General features: G+C 40.7%; 22 protein-coding genes and 8 tRNA genes. 2 read left to right on the forward strand and 28 right to left on the reverse strand.

Annotated elements, in window-relative coordinates; translation table 11 throughout:
• Window positions 1–10: 10 nt before the first annotated feature.
• The 15 genes from G636_RS0105510 to G636_RS0105585 all read right to left on the reverse strand — a co-directional run bounded on the left by G636_RS0105510 (window position 11) and on the right by G636_RS0105585 (window position 6688).
• Entirely contained in the window at window positions 11–994 is a 984-nt protein-coding gene (locus tag G636_RS0105510; RefSeq protein ID WP_026507224.1) for a helix-turn-helix transcriptional regulator, read from the reverse strand.
• A 105-nt stretch (window positions 995–1099) separates the two neighbouring features.
• Window positions 1100–1498 carry a hypothetical protein gene (locus G636_RS0105515; protein WP_026507225.1) on the reverse strand — a complete coding sequence of 133 codons (399 nt, stop codon included), beginning with the start codon at window positions 1496–1498 and terminating at the stop codon, window positions 1100–1102.
• A 205-nt stretch (window positions 1499–1703) separates the two neighbouring features.
• Complete coding sequence (locus G636_RS0105520) at window positions 1704–1886, reverse strand: hypothetical protein (RefSeq protein ID WP_026507226.1); 183 nt, start codon at window positions 1884–1886, stop codon at window positions 1704–1706.
• Entirely contained in the window at window positions 1876–2208 is a 333-nt protein-coding gene (locus G636_RS0105525) for a hypothetical protein (protein ID WP_026507227.1), read from the reverse strand. The genes G636_RS0105520 and G636_RS0105525 overlap by 11 nt, the downstream gene beginning before the upstream one ends.
• Before the next feature lie 89 nt (window positions 2209–2297).
• A tRNA-Ser gene (locus tag G636_RS0105535) sits at window positions 2298–2382 on the reverse strand.
• 5 nt (window positions 2383–2387) lie between these two features.
• Window positions 2388–2472: transfer RNA gene (locus G636_RS20235), tRNA-Ser, on the reverse strand.
• 44 nt (window positions 2473–2516) lie between these two features.
• Window positions 2517–2595: transfer RNA gene (locus G636_RS0105545), tRNA-Leu, on the reverse strand.
• Between the two features lie 3 nt (window positions 2596–2598).
• Window positions 2599–2683: transfer RNA gene (locus tag G636_RS0105550), tRNA-Leu, on the reverse strand.
• Between the two features lie 80 nt (window positions 2684–2763).
• Window positions 2764–2845: transfer RNA gene (locus G636_RS0105555), tRNA-Tyr, on the reverse strand.
• A 1-nt stretch (window position 2846) separates the two neighbouring features.
• Window positions 2847–2921 (reverse strand) — tRNA-His (locus tag G636_RS0105560).
• Between the two features lie 2 nt (window positions 2922–2923).
• Window positions 2924–2996 (reverse strand) — tRNA-Glu (locus G636_RS0105565).
• Between the two features lie 47 nt (window positions 2997–3043).
• A complete protein-coding gene (locus G636_RS0105570; protein ID WP_026507228.1) occupies window positions 3044–3298 on the reverse strand; it encodes a helix-turn-helix domain-containing protein in 255 nt (84 codons plus the stop codon).
• A gap of 362 nt (window positions 3299–3660) precedes the next feature.
• On the reverse strand, window positions 3661–4878 hold the full coding sequence (locus tag G636_RS0105575; RefSeq protein WP_026507229.1) for an RNA-splicing ligase RtcB: 1218 nt from the start codon (window positions 4876–4878) through the stop codon (window positions 3661–3663).
• Between the two features lie 129 nt (window positions 4879–5007).
• Window positions 5008–6477 (reverse strand): DUF2828 family protein, encoded by a 1470-nt coding sequence (locus G636_RS0105580; protein WP_026507230.1) that lies wholly within the window; start codon window positions 6475–6477, stop codon window positions 5008–5010.
• Between the two features lie 146 nt (window positions 6478–6623).
• Window positions 6624–6688, reverse strand: a tRNA-Leu gene (locus G636_RS0105585).
• Window positions 6689–6853: 165 nt separating this feature from the next.
• Between G636_RS0105585 and G636_RS0105590 the strand changes: the two genes are divergently transcribed.
• A complete protein-coding gene (locus G636_RS0105590; protein WP_026507231.1) occupies window positions 6854–7840 on the forward strand; it encodes a WYL domain-containing protein in 987 nt (328 codons plus the stop codon).
• Here the strand turns inward: G636_RS0105590 and G636_RS17470 are convergent.
• The 4 genes from G636_RS17470 to G636_RS0105610 all read right to left on the reverse strand — a co-directional run bounded on the left by G636_RS17470 (window position 7813) and on the right by G636_RS0105610 (window position 9752).
• The gene (locus tag G636_RS17470) at window positions 7813–8031 is read right to left on the reverse strand and encodes a hypothetical protein (protein WP_035778845.1); all 219 of its coding nucleotides are present in this window, start codon (window positions 8029–8031) and stop codon (window positions 7813–7815) included. The genes G636_RS0105590 and G636_RS17470 overlap by 28 nt on opposite strands.
• Window positions 8032–8064: 33 nt before the next feature.
• Window positions 8065–8427, reverse strand: coding sequence for a multidrug transporter (locus G636_RS0105600; RefSeq protein ID WP_242826926.1), 363 nt, complete (start codon window positions 8425–8427; stop codon window positions 8065–8067).
• A 42-nt stretch (window positions 8428–8469) separates the two neighbouring features.
• Window positions 8470–8700 carry a hypothetical protein gene (locus G636_RS0105605; protein ID WP_026507233.1) on the reverse strand — a complete coding sequence of 77 codons (231 nt, stop codon included), beginning with the start codon at window positions 8698–8700 and terminating at the stop codon, window positions 8470–8472.
• A gap of 110 nt (window positions 8701–8810) precedes the next feature.
• Entirely contained in the window at window positions 8811–9752 is a 942-nt protein-coding gene (locus G636_RS0105610) for a hypothetical protein (protein WP_026507234.1), read from the reverse strand.
• Window positions 9753–9970: 218 nt separating this feature from the next.
• On the opposite strand from G636_RS0105610, the gene G636_RS0105615 reads away from it, so the two are divergent.
• Window positions 9971–10420, forward strand: coding sequence for a hypothetical protein (locus G636_RS0105615; RefSeq protein WP_026507235.1), 450 nt, complete (start codon window positions 9971–9973; stop codon window positions 10418–10420).
• Here G636_RS0105615 and G636_RS0105620 read toward each other — a convergent pair.
• The 9 genes from G636_RS0105620 to G636_RS17475 all read right to left on the reverse strand — a co-directional run bounded on the left by G636_RS0105620 (window position 10417) and on the right by G636_RS17475 (window position 16014).
• Complete coding sequence (locus G636_RS0105620) at window positions 10417–11487, reverse strand: serine/threonine protein kinase (RefSeq protein WP_026507236.1); 1071 nt, start codon at window positions 11485–11487, stop codon at window positions 10417–10419. The two genes, G636_RS0105615 and G636_RS0105620, sit on opposite strands and share 4 nt — an antisense overlap.
• 14 nt (window positions 11488–11501) lie before the next feature.
• Entirely contained in the window at window positions 11502–11693 is a 192-nt protein-coding gene (locus G636_RS0105625) for a hypothetical protein (RefSeq protein WP_026507237.1), read from the reverse strand.
• 64 nt (window positions 11694–11757) lie between these two features.
• Complete coding sequence (locus G636_RS0105630) at window positions 11758–12132, reverse strand: VOC family protein (RefSeq protein ID WP_026507238.1); 375 nt, start codon at window positions 12130–12132, stop codon at window positions 11758–11760.
• A 75-nt stretch (window positions 12133–12207) separates the two neighbouring features.
• Window positions 12208–12417, reverse strand: coding sequence for a hypothetical protein (locus tag G636_RS0105635; protein ID WP_026507239.1), 210 nt, complete (start codon window positions 12415–12417; stop codon window positions 12208–12210).
• A 7-nt stretch (window positions 12418–12424) separates the two neighbouring features.
• Entirely contained in the window at window positions 12425–12850 is a 426-nt protein-coding gene (locus tag G636_RS0105640) for a DUF523 domain-containing protein (protein WP_026507240.1), read from the reverse strand.
• A 156-nt stretch (window positions 12851–13006) separates the two neighbouring features.
• A complete protein-coding gene (locus tag G636_RS0105645) occupies window positions 13007–13735 on the reverse strand; it encodes a MerR family transcriptional regulator (RefSeq protein WP_026507241.1) in 729 nt (242 codons plus the stop codon).
• 85 nt (window positions 13736–13820) lie between these two features.
• A complete protein-coding gene (locus tag G636_RS0105650; RefSeq protein WP_035778847.1) occupies window positions 13821–14615 on the reverse strand; it encodes an aminoglycoside N(3)-acetyltransferase in 795 nt (264 codons plus the stop codon).
• Between the two features lie 69 nt (window positions 14616–14684).
• On the reverse strand, window positions 14685–15401 hold the full coding sequence (locus G636_RS0105655) for an SAM-dependent methyltransferase (protein ID WP_026507243.1): 717 nt from the start codon (window positions 15399–15401) through the stop codon (window positions 14685–14687).
• A 34-nt stretch (window positions 15402–15435) separates the two neighbouring features.
• Window positions 15436–16014, reverse strand: coding sequence for a DUF5131 family protein (locus G636_RS17475; RefSeq protein ID WP_081668282.1), 579 nt, complete (start codon window positions 16012–16014; stop codon window positions 15436–15438).
• Window positions 16015–16159 lie beyond the last annotated feature (145 nt).

The following is a 16159-nucleotide window of genomic DNA, read 5'->3' on the forward strand; positions in this document are numbered from 1 at the left end:
ATGAATCAGATTACTTATACTTCCTATATATTTCTAAAGAAGCTTCCTTTATCCGCACTCTCATGCTTTCAGGCTCTAATACCTCTGCATGCTGTCCATACTGCATTACCCAATAAAAGAAAGCTTCCGGATTACATTTAAGGTCCACAATAATATCATTGCCATCTCCAAGTGTTACTCGGAAATCCTTTCCAAAATTATCAATGAGAGTATCCATCAAGTTTTCATTTGCACGAATCTTTATATGCTCACTTTTTCCAGAAAACATATAAACATGTTCTGAAATATACTCTGAAATATTAAGTCCATTTTCTAAGCCTTTGATACTCTTCATCGGCTTTCGCGGATCCTTAAGCACCTCGACATCTACAATCCTATCTAACCTATAGTGTGAGATGTCATCATATGCATCATAGTTTCCAATGAGAAAAAACTTTCCCTTGTTGCTTATCATCTGATAGGGACTTACAACATATCTGATATCCCGCTTAGGATGGAGCTTAAAATCTATGCCATATTGTAGATAGGAAAATGATATCTTCTTCCCCTTTGATATCGCTGTATCAATAGCAGCAATAGATTCCATAACTTTCTGATTTTCAGCATTCTTTCCACTGGAAGCACTATGTATATGTAACACATGCGCTTTAAAATACTTATTGGAATATTTTTCAAGCTTCTTTACAAGCTGATGAGCCTCCTTGTCTGTTATAGCGTTTGAAGAAAATATGCTATCAATTATCAGTCTTAATTCCGCATCTGTAAAATCTCTCGTCTTAAGATAATATCCCTTGCTATAATCAATTTCGTACCCCATTTCCTGGAGGGATACTATATTATTTTTTATTGCTCGTCTCTCGCAACTTATTCCATAATTACTTTCCAAGAGATCTATAATATCCTGTTGTTGTAATCTATGCTCACTATCTGAATAATCCTTAAGAATGTTCAGAATAAGCATATTCAGCATTTTCTTTGTACCTGTTCCGTACATCAAACATTCCTCCACCAATGCTTTTTATTCCAGCACTTGATTCACGGTTTATTGATATACTTTAATATTATCACACCGCTTTCATTATGTGCGTTTTTTAGCACATTATAGTTTTTCAACTATACTCTTCATTTCTTCGCGCCATTCTTCAACTTTTCTTCCCCCGGTAAACCACTTAACATCATACTTAGGATGCATTATCTTTAACCACTCTTCTTTAGCCGCATTATACATATCAACTGTGCCTCTTTTATGAATTTCTACAAAAACCTCTCTTACCCATACAATTGCAGCTTCTTTGATAAGAAACGGAACTCTTAATATCATTTCTTCTTTCTCATCCTTTATGATCTCTACTTCCATCAGATTTTTCCTTAAGATTTTTTTATCCCGAATGTAGATAGCATCCGCATCTACGTCTATAATATTGTGACATTCAAGATCTTCTTCACACTTACTGTCAGAACATCTAACAGTAAGTATATAAATAACATTCTTGTCCATTTATCTATTACCACTTCCCTATAAAATATTGTTTTATGGAAGAGTATCAAATGGTATGTGCCTTTTTTGGCGCACAAAAAAATGAGGACATATTGCAGTCCTCATCTTAATCATTTATACAAGAATAATAATATCTGTAGAAGCTCTCATTCTTTATGTTGGGAAAACTCAGTTATTATTGTATATTATCTTTTCACTACCATTTTTAAAAATCTGAATACTGGCTTCCCAAATTTTTTATACCGATCGCGCCTAACCCAAGGATGCCTAACACTTCTGCACCGCTTCTTAAATCCTTGTCTGCACACTTAGGGCACAGTCCCATCTTTGATTCACTAATTAAAATCTTTCCACACTGTTTGCAGCGTACAACCTTATTATTCTCCATATTGTTCTTCTCCTGTCAAAATATACACATCTCCAGTTCCTATCTTTTCATATGCTTTCATCATCATGGGTTTCATTTTAGCTTCTAAATAGTACCAACAATCCCTGTTATCCGCAGAATACTCAATATTCTCATGTATGAATAATGCCAATGATTTGTTGGCATCAACTTTGCCATTTTCAAAAAGCCTATTGATTCTTGCATGATATGTATCTAGAGTATTCCTGTTGCTAATTCCATCCGCTGTCACAGCCTTACTCTCACTCGCTGTCACAAACCTTTTCATTTTTCTGTCATAAGTTTGGAGAGGTTTGTGCGGCATCAGCCGCACTCCTCTTTATGATATTTCTCAATCCAGCTGTCTGCCTCTGCAATGGCTCTTGATCTGTATAGTGTCATCAGATGACACAACGCCGTGAACAGGGATCGAACCTGTGTATCCGTATAGATAACCGCTGATTAGCAATCAGGTGCCTTGCCACTCGGCCATCACGGCTAAAGCGCTGCATGAAGGAGTCGAACCTTCTCTCCCGCGAAGGAGCCAGCGGTTTTCAAGGCCGCGGCAATCCCGTTCTGCCAATGCAGCATGAGCATAACCCGCTACGTCTTCCGCTCCGCCAATCCTGCCAGTACGCCCTAAGAGACTCGAACTCTTACGCTTTCGCAACAGATTCTAAGTCTGCCGTGTCTACCATTTCACCAAGGGCGCAGATGTGACCGGCGAGACTCGAACTCGCAACCAGCATTTAGGAACAGAGACTTAAGCTCTGCGTGTATACCAATTCCACCACAGTCACAAATAATTCAGTTGTATACTCCTAAGTCGGAGTCGCAGTAATCGTATCATATCTTTTTCTCCTGTTATCTTATAGTTTAGTGGGCAAGATGGGTGTCGAGCCCATTACCTCCGAAGAGAGCGGATTTACAGTCCGCCGCGTTTGCCGATTCGCTACTTACCCTTGGGGTGACCAGAGGGAATTGAACCCTCATATGCGGGACCACCACCCGCCGTACTAGCCGTTGTACTATGGCCACAGTGATCCCCACCGGACTTGAACCGAGTATCTCAGCCTTGAAAGGGCCGTGTCCTGACCTTTAGACTAGGGAACCGCATCTGGAGCCGTAGATGCCCACAGCTCCTTTATCCAATTATTCTTTCAAGCACCTACCTGTGTCTGAAAGCCGTTATCAACGACAATAATGTCATCTATCGGTACATTAAATACCACTGCCAGTACCACCAGATTATCTATGGTTGGCATCGCAGCGCCGTGTTGCCACTTGTAAATGGCCTGAGGTGTTGTAAACCCAAACATCTCCTGCAAATCTCCAACGGTCAGACCTGCATCCTTGCGCAACTTTGTTATATTCTTCCCGGTTGCCACCATATCGATGGCTGGAATTGTTACCATTTTGGCTCCTTTCCGCATGTTGCATTTAAAAAACCGCCTACCTTTCATTTAAGGTAAGCGGTCGCCAAAACATGTTTATTTATCTGCAAAAACCTGGTCTTATTCCCACCGGATTCGCATGTCAACAACATTTTCTCGCATTTGCCTATCCTTAAATGAAAGCATGGAATGTAATCCCCACTCTGAATATTTCAGGAGTGATGACTGATAGCTTTCACTATGGAGGCAATAACTGCGATTCATTGTTGTCATGTCTTTTTTCCTTTCCCGAAGCATTTGTTTTGCTCCGCTTATCATTTTCTATATCGTATATTAACACAAATAAACTTAGATTACATTAAACCAGTGGTATAAAATCCACCTCAGTTCGAAGCCTTAAAATTGTATATAGGCTTCATCACATCTACGATCTCCACTGACTCCTTGATCACATCGATGATGTCTTCCAGTGACTTGTAAGCCATTGGCGCCTCATCGATGGTAGCCTCGCAGACAGATGAAGTGTAGATTCCCTTCATAGACTCCTTATACTCTTCCATGGAAAGGTTATTCCTTGCTGCAGTTCTGGACATAAGTCTCCCTGCACCGTGAGGAGCTGAGTAGTTCCACTCAGGATTGCCCTTGCCTATGGCAAGAACAGAGCCATCCCTCATGTTTATAGGGATAAGAACCTTCTCCCCCTTGTGAGCAGCTATTGAGCCCTTTCTCAGTATCATCTCGTCAGTATCGATGTAGTTATGAATAGTGTGAAAAGACTCACCGGCAGAAAGACCATTCTTATCTAAAAGAATCTCAGCCATCTTCTCTCGGTTTCTTCTGGCAAATCTCTGGCATATCTCAACGTCGTGAAGATAGTCCTCCAGGTACTGCCCTGATAAATAGCACAGATCCTCAGGCATTGTCATAGGACCCTCATGGTACTTCAGATTGTATAGATCTTTTAAAGCAGCCTGTATCTCTGTTCTTCTTCCCTGCTCCTTGTAAGTTCTGATCAGCTCATCTCTTGCCTCCAGGTACTCTCCGATTCCCTTATCTAGGTCAACTGCAAGTGTCTGATATATCTCAGCAACCTGCTTACCCAGATTACGAGAACCGGAATGGATGACAAGATACTGTGTTCCGTCTGCTGCTCTATCTATCTCTATGAAGTGGTTACCACCTCCAAGGGTTCCAAGGGATCTCTCAAGACGCTTAGCCTCCTTGAGCTGTCTGTAGCAGCGAAGTTCAGTCAGATCGAACTTCTCAATTCTTCCCTCCCAAACCTCTCTTCCGGAAGGAATTGTAAAAGCAGACATGTCGAACTTCTCAAGGTCAATCTTCTGCTTTCCAAGATTTACAGTGTACATGCCGCATCCAATATCCACGCCAACCACATTAGGAACTGCCTTGTCTGTGATAGTCATTGTTGTTCCGATTGTGCAGCCCTTTCCCGCGTGTACGTCAGGCATAATTCTGATCTTTGAGCCCTCAGTCATAGGATAATCACACATTCTGCGTATCTGCTCTATTGCCTCATCCTCTACCACCTTCGCATAGCAGATGGCAGTATTAACCTTACCTTTTATCTCAGTTGTATTCATAATTGTCCTTCCATTCCGGCTGGGAGTCTTCATTCTCCCAGCCACATCTATAATAAGGAACTTCCGCTCTCGCTATTCGCTCGCCGGAAGACGTTCGAACCAGGCTCTAAAATACATCGCCAGGTTCTCTCAGCCAGCGATTCTTTCATATCGTGCTGATGAAAGGACGCTCACCATGAATTTATATGGTTCCAAATTACCGTCTTTCAGCATTGAAAAGATCTGTGTGCTAACGCCTGATACCAGCGCCACACCCTGGTCATTCATTCTGACAGGCTGCTGCAGATTTCTGCTGTTAACATTCCAAAAAATCACCTGAGGAAGCTTGTAGCCCCATCTCTCAAATTCTCTTTTGGCGTTTTCAAAGTTAGTTGCCTTTGCATCACCCGCACAGCAGTCAAATTCCATGTCAGAGATGATGAATAGCTTTTCAGGCATATCGGACTGTTTCAGCCTATTGTGCACAGCAGTCTGAAGTATCAACATGAATGTCTTTTCAATATTTGTATTGCTGCATTCATTGAAGCTCATGCAGTAACGCACTTTATCAACTATGTCTCTGCCCTTGATCTCGATGAGTCTTGGGTTTGTAGAAAAAGTTATGAAGTGGTTATGGAATGCTCCGGTATTTCTTTCTGCAAAGTAGATACCCAGTGACTGTGCCACTGCTGCAGGACTTGGATTAGCATTCCAGTACATTGAGCCGGAGCCATCAACCACAACAAGAGAATTGTCAGCGCCAGCGTAATTCTCCAGTGCATTCCACGTTGCATCCATAGCTTGTCTTTCAGCTTCAGAGAACTCTCTTCTACTTATAACAGGAGCTATGACATCATAAGGTGTAAGTGTTCCAGTGTGCATAACCGAAGGATCTTCAGCAGCCTTTTGGATAAAAGACTCATACCTTGCCTGATCGTTTCTGATGAAAGCCTGTCTGTACTTATAAAGAGCTTTTGAAGGCTGCTTCGCATAGTCAAAAGAGTAGTCTCTCTCACGGAGATTATTCTCTATGATCTTGATCTGCGCCCTAAGCGCTGAGAGCGCTTTACGATACTCAGCATCAGTCATCTGCATTGCTCTTGCTATCTTCCTGGCATTTCTGACAGCTTCTTTGTTGCTTGTATTTACTGAAGGAAGCCATTTAGCCAAAAGAGATACTCCGGCATTTTCCTTATCTGCTGAAAGAGCAGCCATATCGGCTTTGAGCGCTTTGCCAAAATACGCCAGTACTTCTTTTTCTACCGGTGTACCAAACAGCGCCAAAAGATCATCGTATCTGCCATACTCAGCAACGAACTCGATATTCTTTCTAACTGATTCAGGCTCGCACTCAGCCAGGTATTTAAGGATAACCTTGAACACTCTTCTCTCGCCAAGGCCACCTCTTATATCTCTTGCGAAGAAAAGCATTTTCATTGCAAGATCTGCATCCTCAGCGTAAGCTCTGGTGAATCTGCATATGATATCTTCGTCAGATGCATGTCTAAGCGCGCCGATTGTTGCAAAGAGATCCAGGCAGTCAGACTTTGTTGATACGTAAGTTGCTGCGCCGTTCTCAGTATATGTTTTATTTGCTTCTCTTTTTAAGAATTCTAACATCTTCAGTTCCTCTCTTTCATGACAAGGTTCAACCGGGTTATAGTGCCCGGCTCACTTACCCTGCGCAGGCAGGGTGCGATTTACAGTCGCGGATTGTATTAGTTGCTGTATGCACCTTTCTTTCAAGACACATACACCCCAGAGGGTTGGAGCGGGATTCGAACCCGCAATTGCCGAATCCTTGATCCGGTGCTTAACCATTTAGCGATCCTGTAATGATTGCTGTCTGTGTCTTTGTTGTGATTTAATCATAGCTCTTACAAATGGAGATAAAAAGATGCAGATTGACTTGCAATTGCAACCCCAATATAATTCTATATATGGCTTATTATCGTAAATACTATGCAATTTTACATCCCCAATTAAGAGGTGTACTATGACTGAGAAGTATAAGATTTATCTTTCAGACGATACCAGATCAAGACTTATAAACGATGCAGAGCTGTTTGAGTTCACCAAGAAGGATGAATCCGTGAACCTCAACGCTTTTCTTAAGACGCTTATTGTCAATTACTTTGACCAGTACAGGCATGACAGTGAGAAGCTGATGACAAACATAATGCAGGATCTGACCAGCATTACCAGTATTTCAGATAAGGATGCAGTAAGGCTCGCAGACAAGATTGTAAGCACCTATATAAAAAATGACCAGTTCCAGAGCAAGCAGACCAGCGCTGTAACTCTTACTGTCAGTGGTTCTTCTTACGACATTATCAAGATCATAGAGAACAACATGTTAAAAGATACTTCTCTTTCCCAGTACCTTAAAGACATGTTTAATTCATATCTGTCTATTCCCAGGAGCGAAAGAGAAGCAATCATTTTCAAGGACTCCTACGAAGATATTTCCAGGGCACTTAAGGAGCATAAGATTCTCTCTTTTACAAACACAACCTCAGGTGATGAGCATGCCTTTTTAGTGGAGCCATACGTAATTGCGCCATCCAAGGAAGAACAGTGTAACTACCTGCTTTGCATGGATAGAAATTCCAGAAGGCCAAGGACATTCAGAATTTCCAGGTTACGAAGTGTCTTTGTAACAGCAGATTCTTTTCCCATAAATCCGGAGACGCAAAAAGAGCTTCAGGAAAAAGCAATCCGGAGCCCTCATTCAGTATCTTTGACTGTACAGGCAGTTGTACGCCTTAACAAATATGGAGTTAGAAAATTCAAGGCAATCACCAAGAACAGGCCTATAGTATCGAAGATTGAAGGCGACCTTTACTACTTTGACTGGCCCGAACTTCAATTGGAAGAATACTTCAAGCGCTTTGGAAGGGATGCAATAGTAATAGAACCAGAATCTCTCAAGGAAAAAATCAAGAAGTTCTACTACTATGGCCTAAAAGAATACCGCAAATAAAAAGGACCTGCTCCAAATCCATCTCTGAATTCTTTGCTGATCCTCTCTTTTTCCTTCTTGCGGTTGTAGGCCTTTCCACTTGGAACGCTCCTCGTTACGGGATTTAACTCTCCCCAGGTGCGTCTCTGTTTGGAATGGTACTCTTTTTGCGCTTTCTTACTTCGTTTGTCCAGTGAAACATACTTACTCATTTTGATTCCTCCGTTTCTTCCTTAATGTGCTTATTATAACTCACGCCAACCAATATGTCCCATACGCTCTACTATTTCTTTAGTCTCGTCACTGAATCCCTCGAGGTCCTTCATAGAGATAACCTCATATCCCACCAATGATGCCAGATGCATATGAAAGTTGGATCTTCTAACATCCTGCAACAGAACTCCTGGATTCTTCTTATCTTTTTTGATCTTTTTTTCAAGCTCCCAGAACTTGTCAGATGCAAGTCCGTCGCCTTTAAGGAAATCTACGTATTCTTTTATCAGCTTTTCCATGTAGTTTTCCTGCCAGTCAGGAAGGTTCTTTCTGAAAAGCTTCCAATCTTTTTCGTTTACATCCATGCTCATCACCAAATATCCCCATCTCTGCATTCGCAGGCATAATCAAAAACCGGGAACCACTGGAACTCAGAATCACCTTTCAAATACAAAGGATGTCTGGGATTCCCCCATATGTTCATTGTAAAGCTCAGAAACCCGAAGATCACTTAGCTTTGTCTTACGGCTCTTTTCCGCAATCTCTTTATCCTTCTTGTCTCTGGCTTCCTGAATCTCTTCCTCTGAAAGCACGTTCAGCTCTATAAGAGGCAGCCCGTCGTCCGTACAAACTCTTTTCTCCATCTTCACATGAGGGATAATTTCCATCTGTAACTCCCCTTTTCCCAACTCCCTTAATTATAAGCAAAAAAGCACTTCCATGCTATATGAGTCATGGAAGTGCTATCTATAGTCTCTTATATTTACCTATACAAAAGTCACTTACATTTATTGCAATATTCCCTTATTACGCATCTATTGCATGCTGGACTAGCTGTACATACTTCCCCTTTTCCAGATGCGCAGTAAGCCCATATCAAGTAGTCTATTTCAAATTTTGTGTACCCTCCTTCATTTGAAATACTTTCGACTGCAGAAATCACCTCTTCCTCTGTTGCTTCAGAATTCATAGATACTCCGATTCTATCTGCTCCAAAGAACCTTCTTAAGTGTGTGTCCGGTTTACTCCCGTCAATTCCTACATTTCTGAGGTATTCCCATGCCAGAGCATTTCCTACACCCTTTAATTTGTACTTTGATGAAGGCTCTGATAATTCCCTAACCACATCCTCAGCCTGCATAGAAGTAACATAATTATCCATACTTCCACATCTTTTCACCAGCGACTCAAAAACACTTATGTCATGATGAAGGCCTTCCATCTGCTGCCTTATGCTGATATTTCCACACTTTAATGCCCGAATGCCTCTTTCAAAGTATTCTCCATCATGTTCCTTGATCTTCTCTAAATCATAATTGAAGAATAGGTTATCAATCTGTGGTAATTTGGGTTCAACATCACTCCATTTTCTCTGATTTGTTAGAAGCGCATATATAAGCGCCCTAATATGGTCCTCTAAATCAAACTCTTTTCCATGCTCCCTATCTATGACAGGGTTCCTTTCTTTTTTTATATCAACAACTCCCTGTTCCTTGAGAAAACTATCTATTTTTCTTACTGCTTCTGTTGTAAAAGTATTATTCATATTATCAGTTCTCCTTTCAGATTTGTGTTCTTCATTATCTTTTTTTCTTGATGATTTAATCAGTCCTGAAAATATAAGACCTATTATTACCATTGCCACAAGGGCAATCAGGCCAATCCCTTCTATCATCATTACTATTAGCCATATCAAGATTGAAAAAAACAGAGTTATCATATTTTGAAACCCTCAATAAATTGTCCGTTCATATGGATCATGAGCACTCTTAAAGCCATATTTCTCCGTAAGTACACCCTGTCTATACAGCTGTATGCTATTCGCTATTAGCTATTATCTTAATGAAAATATACATCTTTGATGCTATAATTTTGTCATCTGAAAGAGGACAATATAAAAAGCCTGCAATACACAGGCTTTTTACAAAGGTTTCTATTATGAACGAAAAGGATACATCATTTTTTCAAAATGCTATAGATAACGCTAAAAGCATTGCAGACGCATCATCATTGGTAAATGATACGTCTCTTCCGTTTGCTGATATGAGTTTCAGTAATTATATGAATGAGTTCCTGGCTTCACACCCTGATTTGACTGTAGCCAAAATAGTTGCTGATTCAGGATTAACCAGACAATACGGATACGATGTTATTAATGGCAAGAAAAATGGTAGTAGAGACAAAATAATAGCGCTTTGTTTTTCCTGCGGCATGTCGCAAAGCGAAACAGACCGGGCTCTATTATATGCTAAGCATAGTAAACTTTATCCTCGTGACAAAAAAGATCTTTGTATAATTTTTGCTTTAAATAACAAAAATAAGTATCCCAATGTAACCGCTCTAAATGTATTTCTTGAGGAAAACAAACAATCTCCTCTCGATGTCTAGCATTCATTGAGCGCATTAATAAGTTCTTCCATAGATTGATACCTATTCTTCGGATCAATCTCAGTACACTTCTTTATAACATCATGAAATGCTCCTGGGGCTATCATCTGTAAATAGTACATTCCTGTAAGTAAATATGACATTGTCGCACCTACGCCAAATACATCTGTTGCCCTAGAAGATGAGCCAAATCCCTTCTGTTCTGGAGCAGCAAAGTAGTCCGTACCAGCCCATACAGTATCCTCATTGGCATTATCTCGATACTCCTTAGATGCATTAAAGTCTATAAGAACCACTTTGTTTTCCTGACTCAGTATTATATTTGATGGCTTAATATCTCTATGTAAAATATCTTTATCATGAAGTTGAGAAAGTATACCGCATAGTTCTAAAACTAGTGGCCTTAGCGCCCCTTCAGAGAATGGTCCATCCTTCTCAAATATCTCCAACAGCGTTTTTCCTTCAATATACTCTTCTATGGTCCACAAATCCTTACCTTTAACTTCAACCTCACATAATTGAGGAATTCCAGATATCTCTGCATTCATGAGACTCTTAAATACATCTGCATTATACTCAGAGTATCGCTTTCTAACGTACAGTTTGCCACTAACACTGTTTTTTACAAGTTGTACATTTGTTTTATTTTTTAAGTTCTTTATAAACTGATACTCATCTTGACTATGACTACCATCACTTGTCCCATTTATAAACTCATAAAAATACTCCAAGTCTCTGGAATAATACTTGATATCTAACTTAAGATTACTACTCCTTCTATTGGCAGAAATTAACAGTTCTTCAATTCTTCTTTTGGCAGATTCTAACGTATCTGGACTTACAAACCAGCTCAGAAAATCTGAAGGATCCTTCCTCTCCAGGTAAAAGGTATCTCTTGCAGCGGTTTCAGCACTACTATCAGAATCGCTATAACCATCTCTTCTCAAACACTGTTTTACATGCATTAAATACTCATCCCAATATTTCTGCTGATATGATTCTTTCCGAGATGCAGAAAAGCGGGAAGTCCTGGTATTATCCTCATTCTCTTTTAGTATTGCCAGCATAATTAACATCCTTTCTAGCAGATACCCTGCATAGGCCAAGCATCGCCTACATTAAGTCCGTTATCAGAAAGCCATGCATCTTCTACGGAAACAAGCTTTGTTTGTCCCTCCTCATTTTCGAGTGTTACTGAAACCTTTGGCCTTTCTCCGGGTGAGAGCTCCTCGCAGCCAAAGTCTCCATCAAATATCTGCTTTATCTTCCACATGAGTATTCCTCAAATTCTTCATTTATCAGATCTTCGCTTGCTGCCATACTTCCCTCCGCTCAAGTTATCTCTCGCAAAAGAACTCTATCTGTTCGCCAAGTGGCCCAAAACAAAACGCCATCCTGATAGGATATTCCGGATTCGATGAAATAACTTTGTCATTTGGTTCAACAAACACTTCATATCCAGCAGCTTTCACTTTATTAACTGCATCATCAACATTATCTGTAAGAAGTGCAAAATGTCTAATCGCCCCAAGACAATGCGTTCCATCCGCATTAGTAAAAATCTCTATCAATCCATTACCGGTATCAATCATGATGCCTTCCGCCCATTCGCGAATAAGCCTTAATCCTAATAAAGAAATATAGAAATCCTTTACCTTTGGAAGATCTCCTGGTAAACATTTCATTGAAATATGATGAATCCCTTTGATCATTCTCTTGCCCCCTTTTATTGCGTCATGCAATAAACTATTATTGCCTGCTGTACCACCAGTAAACTCTCTTTAAATCTATACTTTTGAATCTATAACTTCTTGTCCACCAAGGAGGTAAATACCCTCTTCAAAGGTAACTCTTGTCCGAATACTGGATGCTGGAAAAAACATTACCACAGTCTTTCTCTTCAAGAATCCTTCATATTGTTCAATTGAATCCGCGATTTTGAATATTGCCAATAACTCTCGCTTGGAAAAATCAGTTAATCTGATAAATGATGTCATTTCTGCATTATCTCTCCAACAATTCACTCAAATCTATAGTTTTAATACCATTTTCAGCCAGGAGTTCTGCAAAGATACCCTTGCCTTCGATAAGTTTACCGCTAAAACTACCATCATATACCTGCTTCACCCCACAGGAAGGGCTCCTTGACTGGAGAATCACCAGATCTACTTTTTCTGTAATGGCTTTTTGAAGACATTTCTCAGCACCGGATCTGAATTCTTTATCTTTGCTTTCTCCCTGCTTATTAGTTACTATGCCATTTACTATTTCGCATGGGATCCTTGGTACCGGAAGGCCACCTTCCACTTCAGGGCATACAGGGATGACCTCATGCCCTTTTATGTACTCCGCAACTTTTTCACTGTAATTGTTACCACCATTATATTTGCAATTCTGCCCCAACAAGCAGGCACTGACCATTATTTTCATCTGTTAGCTCCAAGACTCATATTGTCTGACTCTAGTCCAAAATTGGTTCTTTTTTCCAAATACTTATCTTCTACTATATCTGTTTTTATAAAAGAAAAAAAGCCACCTGACGGTATTTTATCCGCCAGATGACTTCAAAATCGTGTTTTGTTGTGATCATCTTCCGCAATAGATCTTAATTGCCTGGAAGATAAACTCTGAAGTTCCTTCACCGCCCATCTTTTCAATATTCTGGGTCAACTCTCCGCCACCTACATAGCCTGTTCCAAGGCCATAGAGAATATCATCTGTGCATGTGTACATATTCTCCGTAATGAAATCCTGTACTTTCTTTACCTGAGCCTGAACCTCTTCGGATGCCGGATCCATTCCCTTCATAGTACCAAACTCTTCAAAAAGCTTAGTAAAGTCAGCCATCAGTCCGCTTTCATATTCCTTTGTCCAGTTCTTGCTTTTTACGGCATATTCTTTATAAGCAGGAGTATCTCCCCACTGCTCTTTAGCCTTTTTAGCGTATTCATCAAGCTTACTAGTATCAAATGCTGAAAAATTCAATTTCCTCACTCCTCTCACTTTAAGGTATTTGCACATGTTCAGCAGATTCTCAATGTGCTCCTTCTTAAGTTCCAGAAGTTCTATCTGCTGTTCCAGTGCTTTTGTCTTGTCAAAGTCAGATCTGTTAACTATTTCCTTTATGTCTTTTAGCGGAAATTCCAGCTCCCTGAACAGTAAAATCTGCTGCAACTTTTCCAGAGCTGCATCGTCATACAGCCTGTAGTCTGAATCGGTGTACTTCGCCGGCTTTAAGAGTCCGATCTCGTCGTAATAATGCAGTGTGCGTATACTCACTCCCGTCATTTTACTTACATCATTTACTGTCATCATAGCTTTCATCTCCTTCACGTGTAACTATACCTTAAACCATAACGTAACGTGAGGGTCAATACTTTTTGCAAAATAATATAGAGATTCAAAATGAATCCCTATATTTCTGAATCCAATCAACAGCAAAATCCACAAGTCTTTTTTGATTCATTAAGCGTAGTTCGGCATTTCCAATCATGGCTTTATTAACAGCATTGCTCTGTTCAAAAGATTCTCCTATCCGGTCAAAATCCTCACCATCAACAAAAAGCGTCTCGTACTCTTTCCATACGCGCTTACCGCTTTCCATGATCGCACTATGCTCTATGCAATTATGCTTGCCGGGATAATCAGCGCGGACATCTGCAAGATGCAAAGACGTATTTTTATCATAACCAACACCGATAAGCAAAACCTCTCCATTCAGTTCATACAGTTTTCCTATTGGAGAGCCCTCTCCGAAAATATTGGAAAGGTCATGATCATTAACAAGATATTCTGCGTGTTTGCCCCATGCCGCAACGGATCTTGCCGGATGGTCGCTTCGCAGGGTTCCCGGCCATTGACGGAACGCTTCAGCTACAGCTCCCATGGTATTTGTTGGCGTAATTCTCTTATCATAAGCCGGCCAGTTATCGCGGATTATCTGCCAGTATTCTTCCGAAACGGTCCAGTGAACACCATCTTCAGGATCTAGATTCTTCCAGGATTGTGCTGGCATCATGATCGTACCGTCTTCTCCAACCACTTCAATCAATGCCTCAATAACGGTCTGCGCACCACCACAGACATAGCCCATTTTAGATAATGCTGTATGAACCATCACAGTATGGCCTTTCGCCAAACCAACAGAATACAGTGCATTTACAATTTCTTCCTTTGTAATTGGTTTCACCATCATGTACCCCTTCGCCGTTTATATCTTCCATATAATCCTCATTTATATTAAAAGAAAAATCAAATCCATTTATCATTCTTTTCGAACATAAATTAGAAGGAAATTCAGAATATCATACAGACCCTTATCCAAAAACTCCTTATCGCGTATGCCATATTCATGTCCTGATTCAAACCATTCCCGCCAAGCGATATCGTAGCAATCAGCCTCCTTAACTTCGATATCGCATCGGTCTTGGCACTCATCCTTCAACAGTTTTTCCCACCAAGATGCTGTCTTGAAAAGTTCCGAATCATCACCTTCCGCCCATGTCTCAAATATTACTTTAAGCTCACCTTGCGGCTGTTCCTTTAACCCCGGAACCGCGATCATAACTGTACCACCTTTTTTTACATATGGTAGTACCTTCTCAGAAAAGATGCCTTCTTTACATCCAAAGTAATGATATGCATCTACACTGACTATGGCATCGAAATACTCTTCAGCGAAAGGCATGTCCATGGCATCACCATGAATTGGAATAATCTTGTCTTCCAGACCATTATCCTGAATCCTTCGGTAGTTTTCTGTTGCGGGTACCCAAAGATCAAATGCGTATACATGCTCTGCATCCGTTTCATTTGCTACAAACATCGATGTTAAGGCATAACCGCACCCCAAATCCAGTGTCCTGTTAAAGCAAGCGCCTTCAGGTCTTTTGCGAATCAATTCATCAAGCAGCCTAAAGGAATTCGGTCCCATCAAATATTCCTTTGTAAAATACTTCTTGTACATTTCTATACTGTTCATAAACAGTGTCCTCCATAGCACGATATTTAGAAAGTTATAAATCCAATCCAGCTTTATGCGCCTGAATATGCTGTAGCTTTCTTGGGATGTTATAAAGCTTCCCATCCTTAATCAGTTTTGCTCCTGTCTGGTGATAATAAAATGAGATTCCGTTCTCTTTACACTGTAACCACACCTTCTCTACCCATTTATAATCGCAGACCCTTGCATTTGCTCCTGACTCTCCACCTATGGAAACCTCCTCGATGAGCGGTCGCCCATCGGAAGTCCTGTATTTTTCGATATATGGGCTCAAATCCGCCTCAGTCAGCATAGGTTCTATCATCACGGCATGATGGAACAATGGAAGATCCAGATAAACCGTAAGTCTCTTATCCAGCATATCCTGATTCTCACAGGTAACGGCTATCGTAACATGCTCCAATCCGTTCCCCCATCCTGCAGGGAGATGATCTGCAATACGCTCAGGTCTTTTAGTAATCATAAAGAATGTACAATCTGAACGCTCATGCATCATTTCCCAGGCATCTTTTCTCCATCCATCTGCATCGGGATGAAAGGAATCTGAAGAAAAACATGTATAAATGTGTGACCCGCATGGAACCTTATACATGCCCTTATACTGTCCTGACCTTAGTTTTCGTATTGGTGTTGCTAATTCCTTCCGCTGTCACAGCCTTACTCTCACTCGCTGTCACAAACCTTTTCATTTTTCTGTCATAAGTTTGGAGAGGTTTGTGCGGCATCAGCCGCACTCC

The organism is Butyrivibrio sp. MC2013 (assembly GCF_000424585.1).
Classification (GTDB): Bacteria; Bacillota; Clostridia; order Lachnospirales; family Lachnospiraceae; genus Butyrivibrio.

Bases quoted from the DNA above. Each gene is read 5' to 3' on its own strand.
- G636_RS0105510 (WP_026507224.1), bottom strand. From the start codon at position 994: ATGTACGGAACAGGTACAAAGAAAATGCTGAATATGCTTATTCTGAAC.
- G636_RS0105515 (WP_026507225.1), bottom strand. From the start codon at position 1,498: ATGGACAAGAATGTTATTTATATACTTACTGTTAGATGTTCTGACAGT.
- G636_RS0105520 (WP_026507226.1), bottom strand. From the start codon at position 1,886: ATGGAGAATAATAAGGTTGTACGCTGCAAACAGTGTGGAAAGATTTTA.
- G636_RS0105525 (WP_026507227.1), bottom strand. From the start codon at position 2,208: ATGCCGCACAAACCTCTCCAAACTTATGACAGAAAAATGAAAAGGTTT.
- G636_RS0105570 (WP_026507228.1), bottom strand. From the start codon at position 3,298: ATGGTAACAATTCCAGCCATCGATATGGTGGCAACCGGGAAGAATATA.
- G636_RS0105575 (WP_026507229.1), bottom strand. From the start codon at position 4,878: ATGAATACAACTGAGATAAAAGGTAAGGTTAATACTGCCATCTGCTAT.
- G636_RS0105580 (WP_026507230.1), bottom strand. From the start codon at position 6,477: ATGTTAGAATTCTTAAAAAGAGAAGCAAATAAAACATATACTGAGAAC.
- G636_RS0105590 (WP_026507231.1), top strand. From the start codon at position 6,854: ATGACTGAGAAGTATAAGATTTATCTTTCAGACGATACCAGATCAAGA.
- G636_RS17470 (WP_035778845.1), bottom strand. From the start codon at position 8,031: ATGAGTAAGTATGTTTCACTGGACAAACGAAGTAAGAAAGCGCAAAAA.
- G636_RS0105600 (WP_242826926.1), bottom strand. From the start codon at position 8,427: ATGCAGAGATGGGGATATTTGGTGATGAGCATGGATGTAAACGAAAAA.
- G636_RS0105605 (WP_026507233.1), bottom strand. From the start codon at position 8,700: ATGGAAATTATCCCTCATGTGAAGATGGAGAAAAGAGTTTGTACGGAC.
- G636_RS0105610 (WP_026507234.1), bottom strand. From the start codon at position 9,752: ATGATAACTCTGTTTTTTTCAATCTTGATATGGCTAATAGTAATGATG.
- G636_RS0105615 (WP_026507235.1), top strand. From the start codon at position 9,971: ATGAACGAAAAGGATACATCATTTTTTCAAAATGCTATAGATAACGCT.
- G636_RS0105620 (WP_026507236.1), bottom strand. From the start codon at position 11,487: ATGCTGGCAATACTAAAAGAGAATGAGGATAATACCAGGACTTCCCGC.
- G636_RS0105625 (WP_026507237.1), bottom strand. From the start codon at position 11,693: ATGTGGAAGATAAAGCAGATATTTGATGGAGACTTTGGCTGCGAGGAG.
- G636_RS0105630 (WP_026507238.1), bottom strand. From the start codon at position 12,132: ATGATCAAAGGGATTCATCATATTTCAATGAAATGTTTACCAGGAGAT.
- G636_RS0105635 (WP_026507239.1), bottom strand. From the start codon at position 12,417: ATGACATCATTTATCAGATTAACTGATTTTTCCAAGCGAGAGTTATTG.
- G636_RS0105640 (WP_026507240.1), bottom strand. From the start codon at position 12,850: ATGAAAATAATGGTCAGTGCCTGCTTGTTGGGGCAGAATTGCAAATAT.
- G636_RS0105645 (WP_026507241.1), bottom strand. From the start codon at position 13,735: ATGATGACAGTAAATGATGTAAGTAAAATGACGGGAGTGAGTATACGC.
- G636_RS0105650 (WP_035778847.1), bottom strand. From the start codon at position 14,615: ATGATGGTGAAACCAATTACAAAGGAAGAAATTGTAAATGCACTGTAT.
- G636_RS0105655 (WP_026507243.1), bottom strand. From the start codon at position 15,401: ATGAACAGTATAGAAATGTACAAGAAGTATTTTACAAAGGAATATTTG.
- G636_RS17475 (WP_081668282.1), bottom strand. From the start codon at position 16,014: ATGTATAAGGTTCCATGCGGGTCACACATTTATACATGTTTTTCTTCA.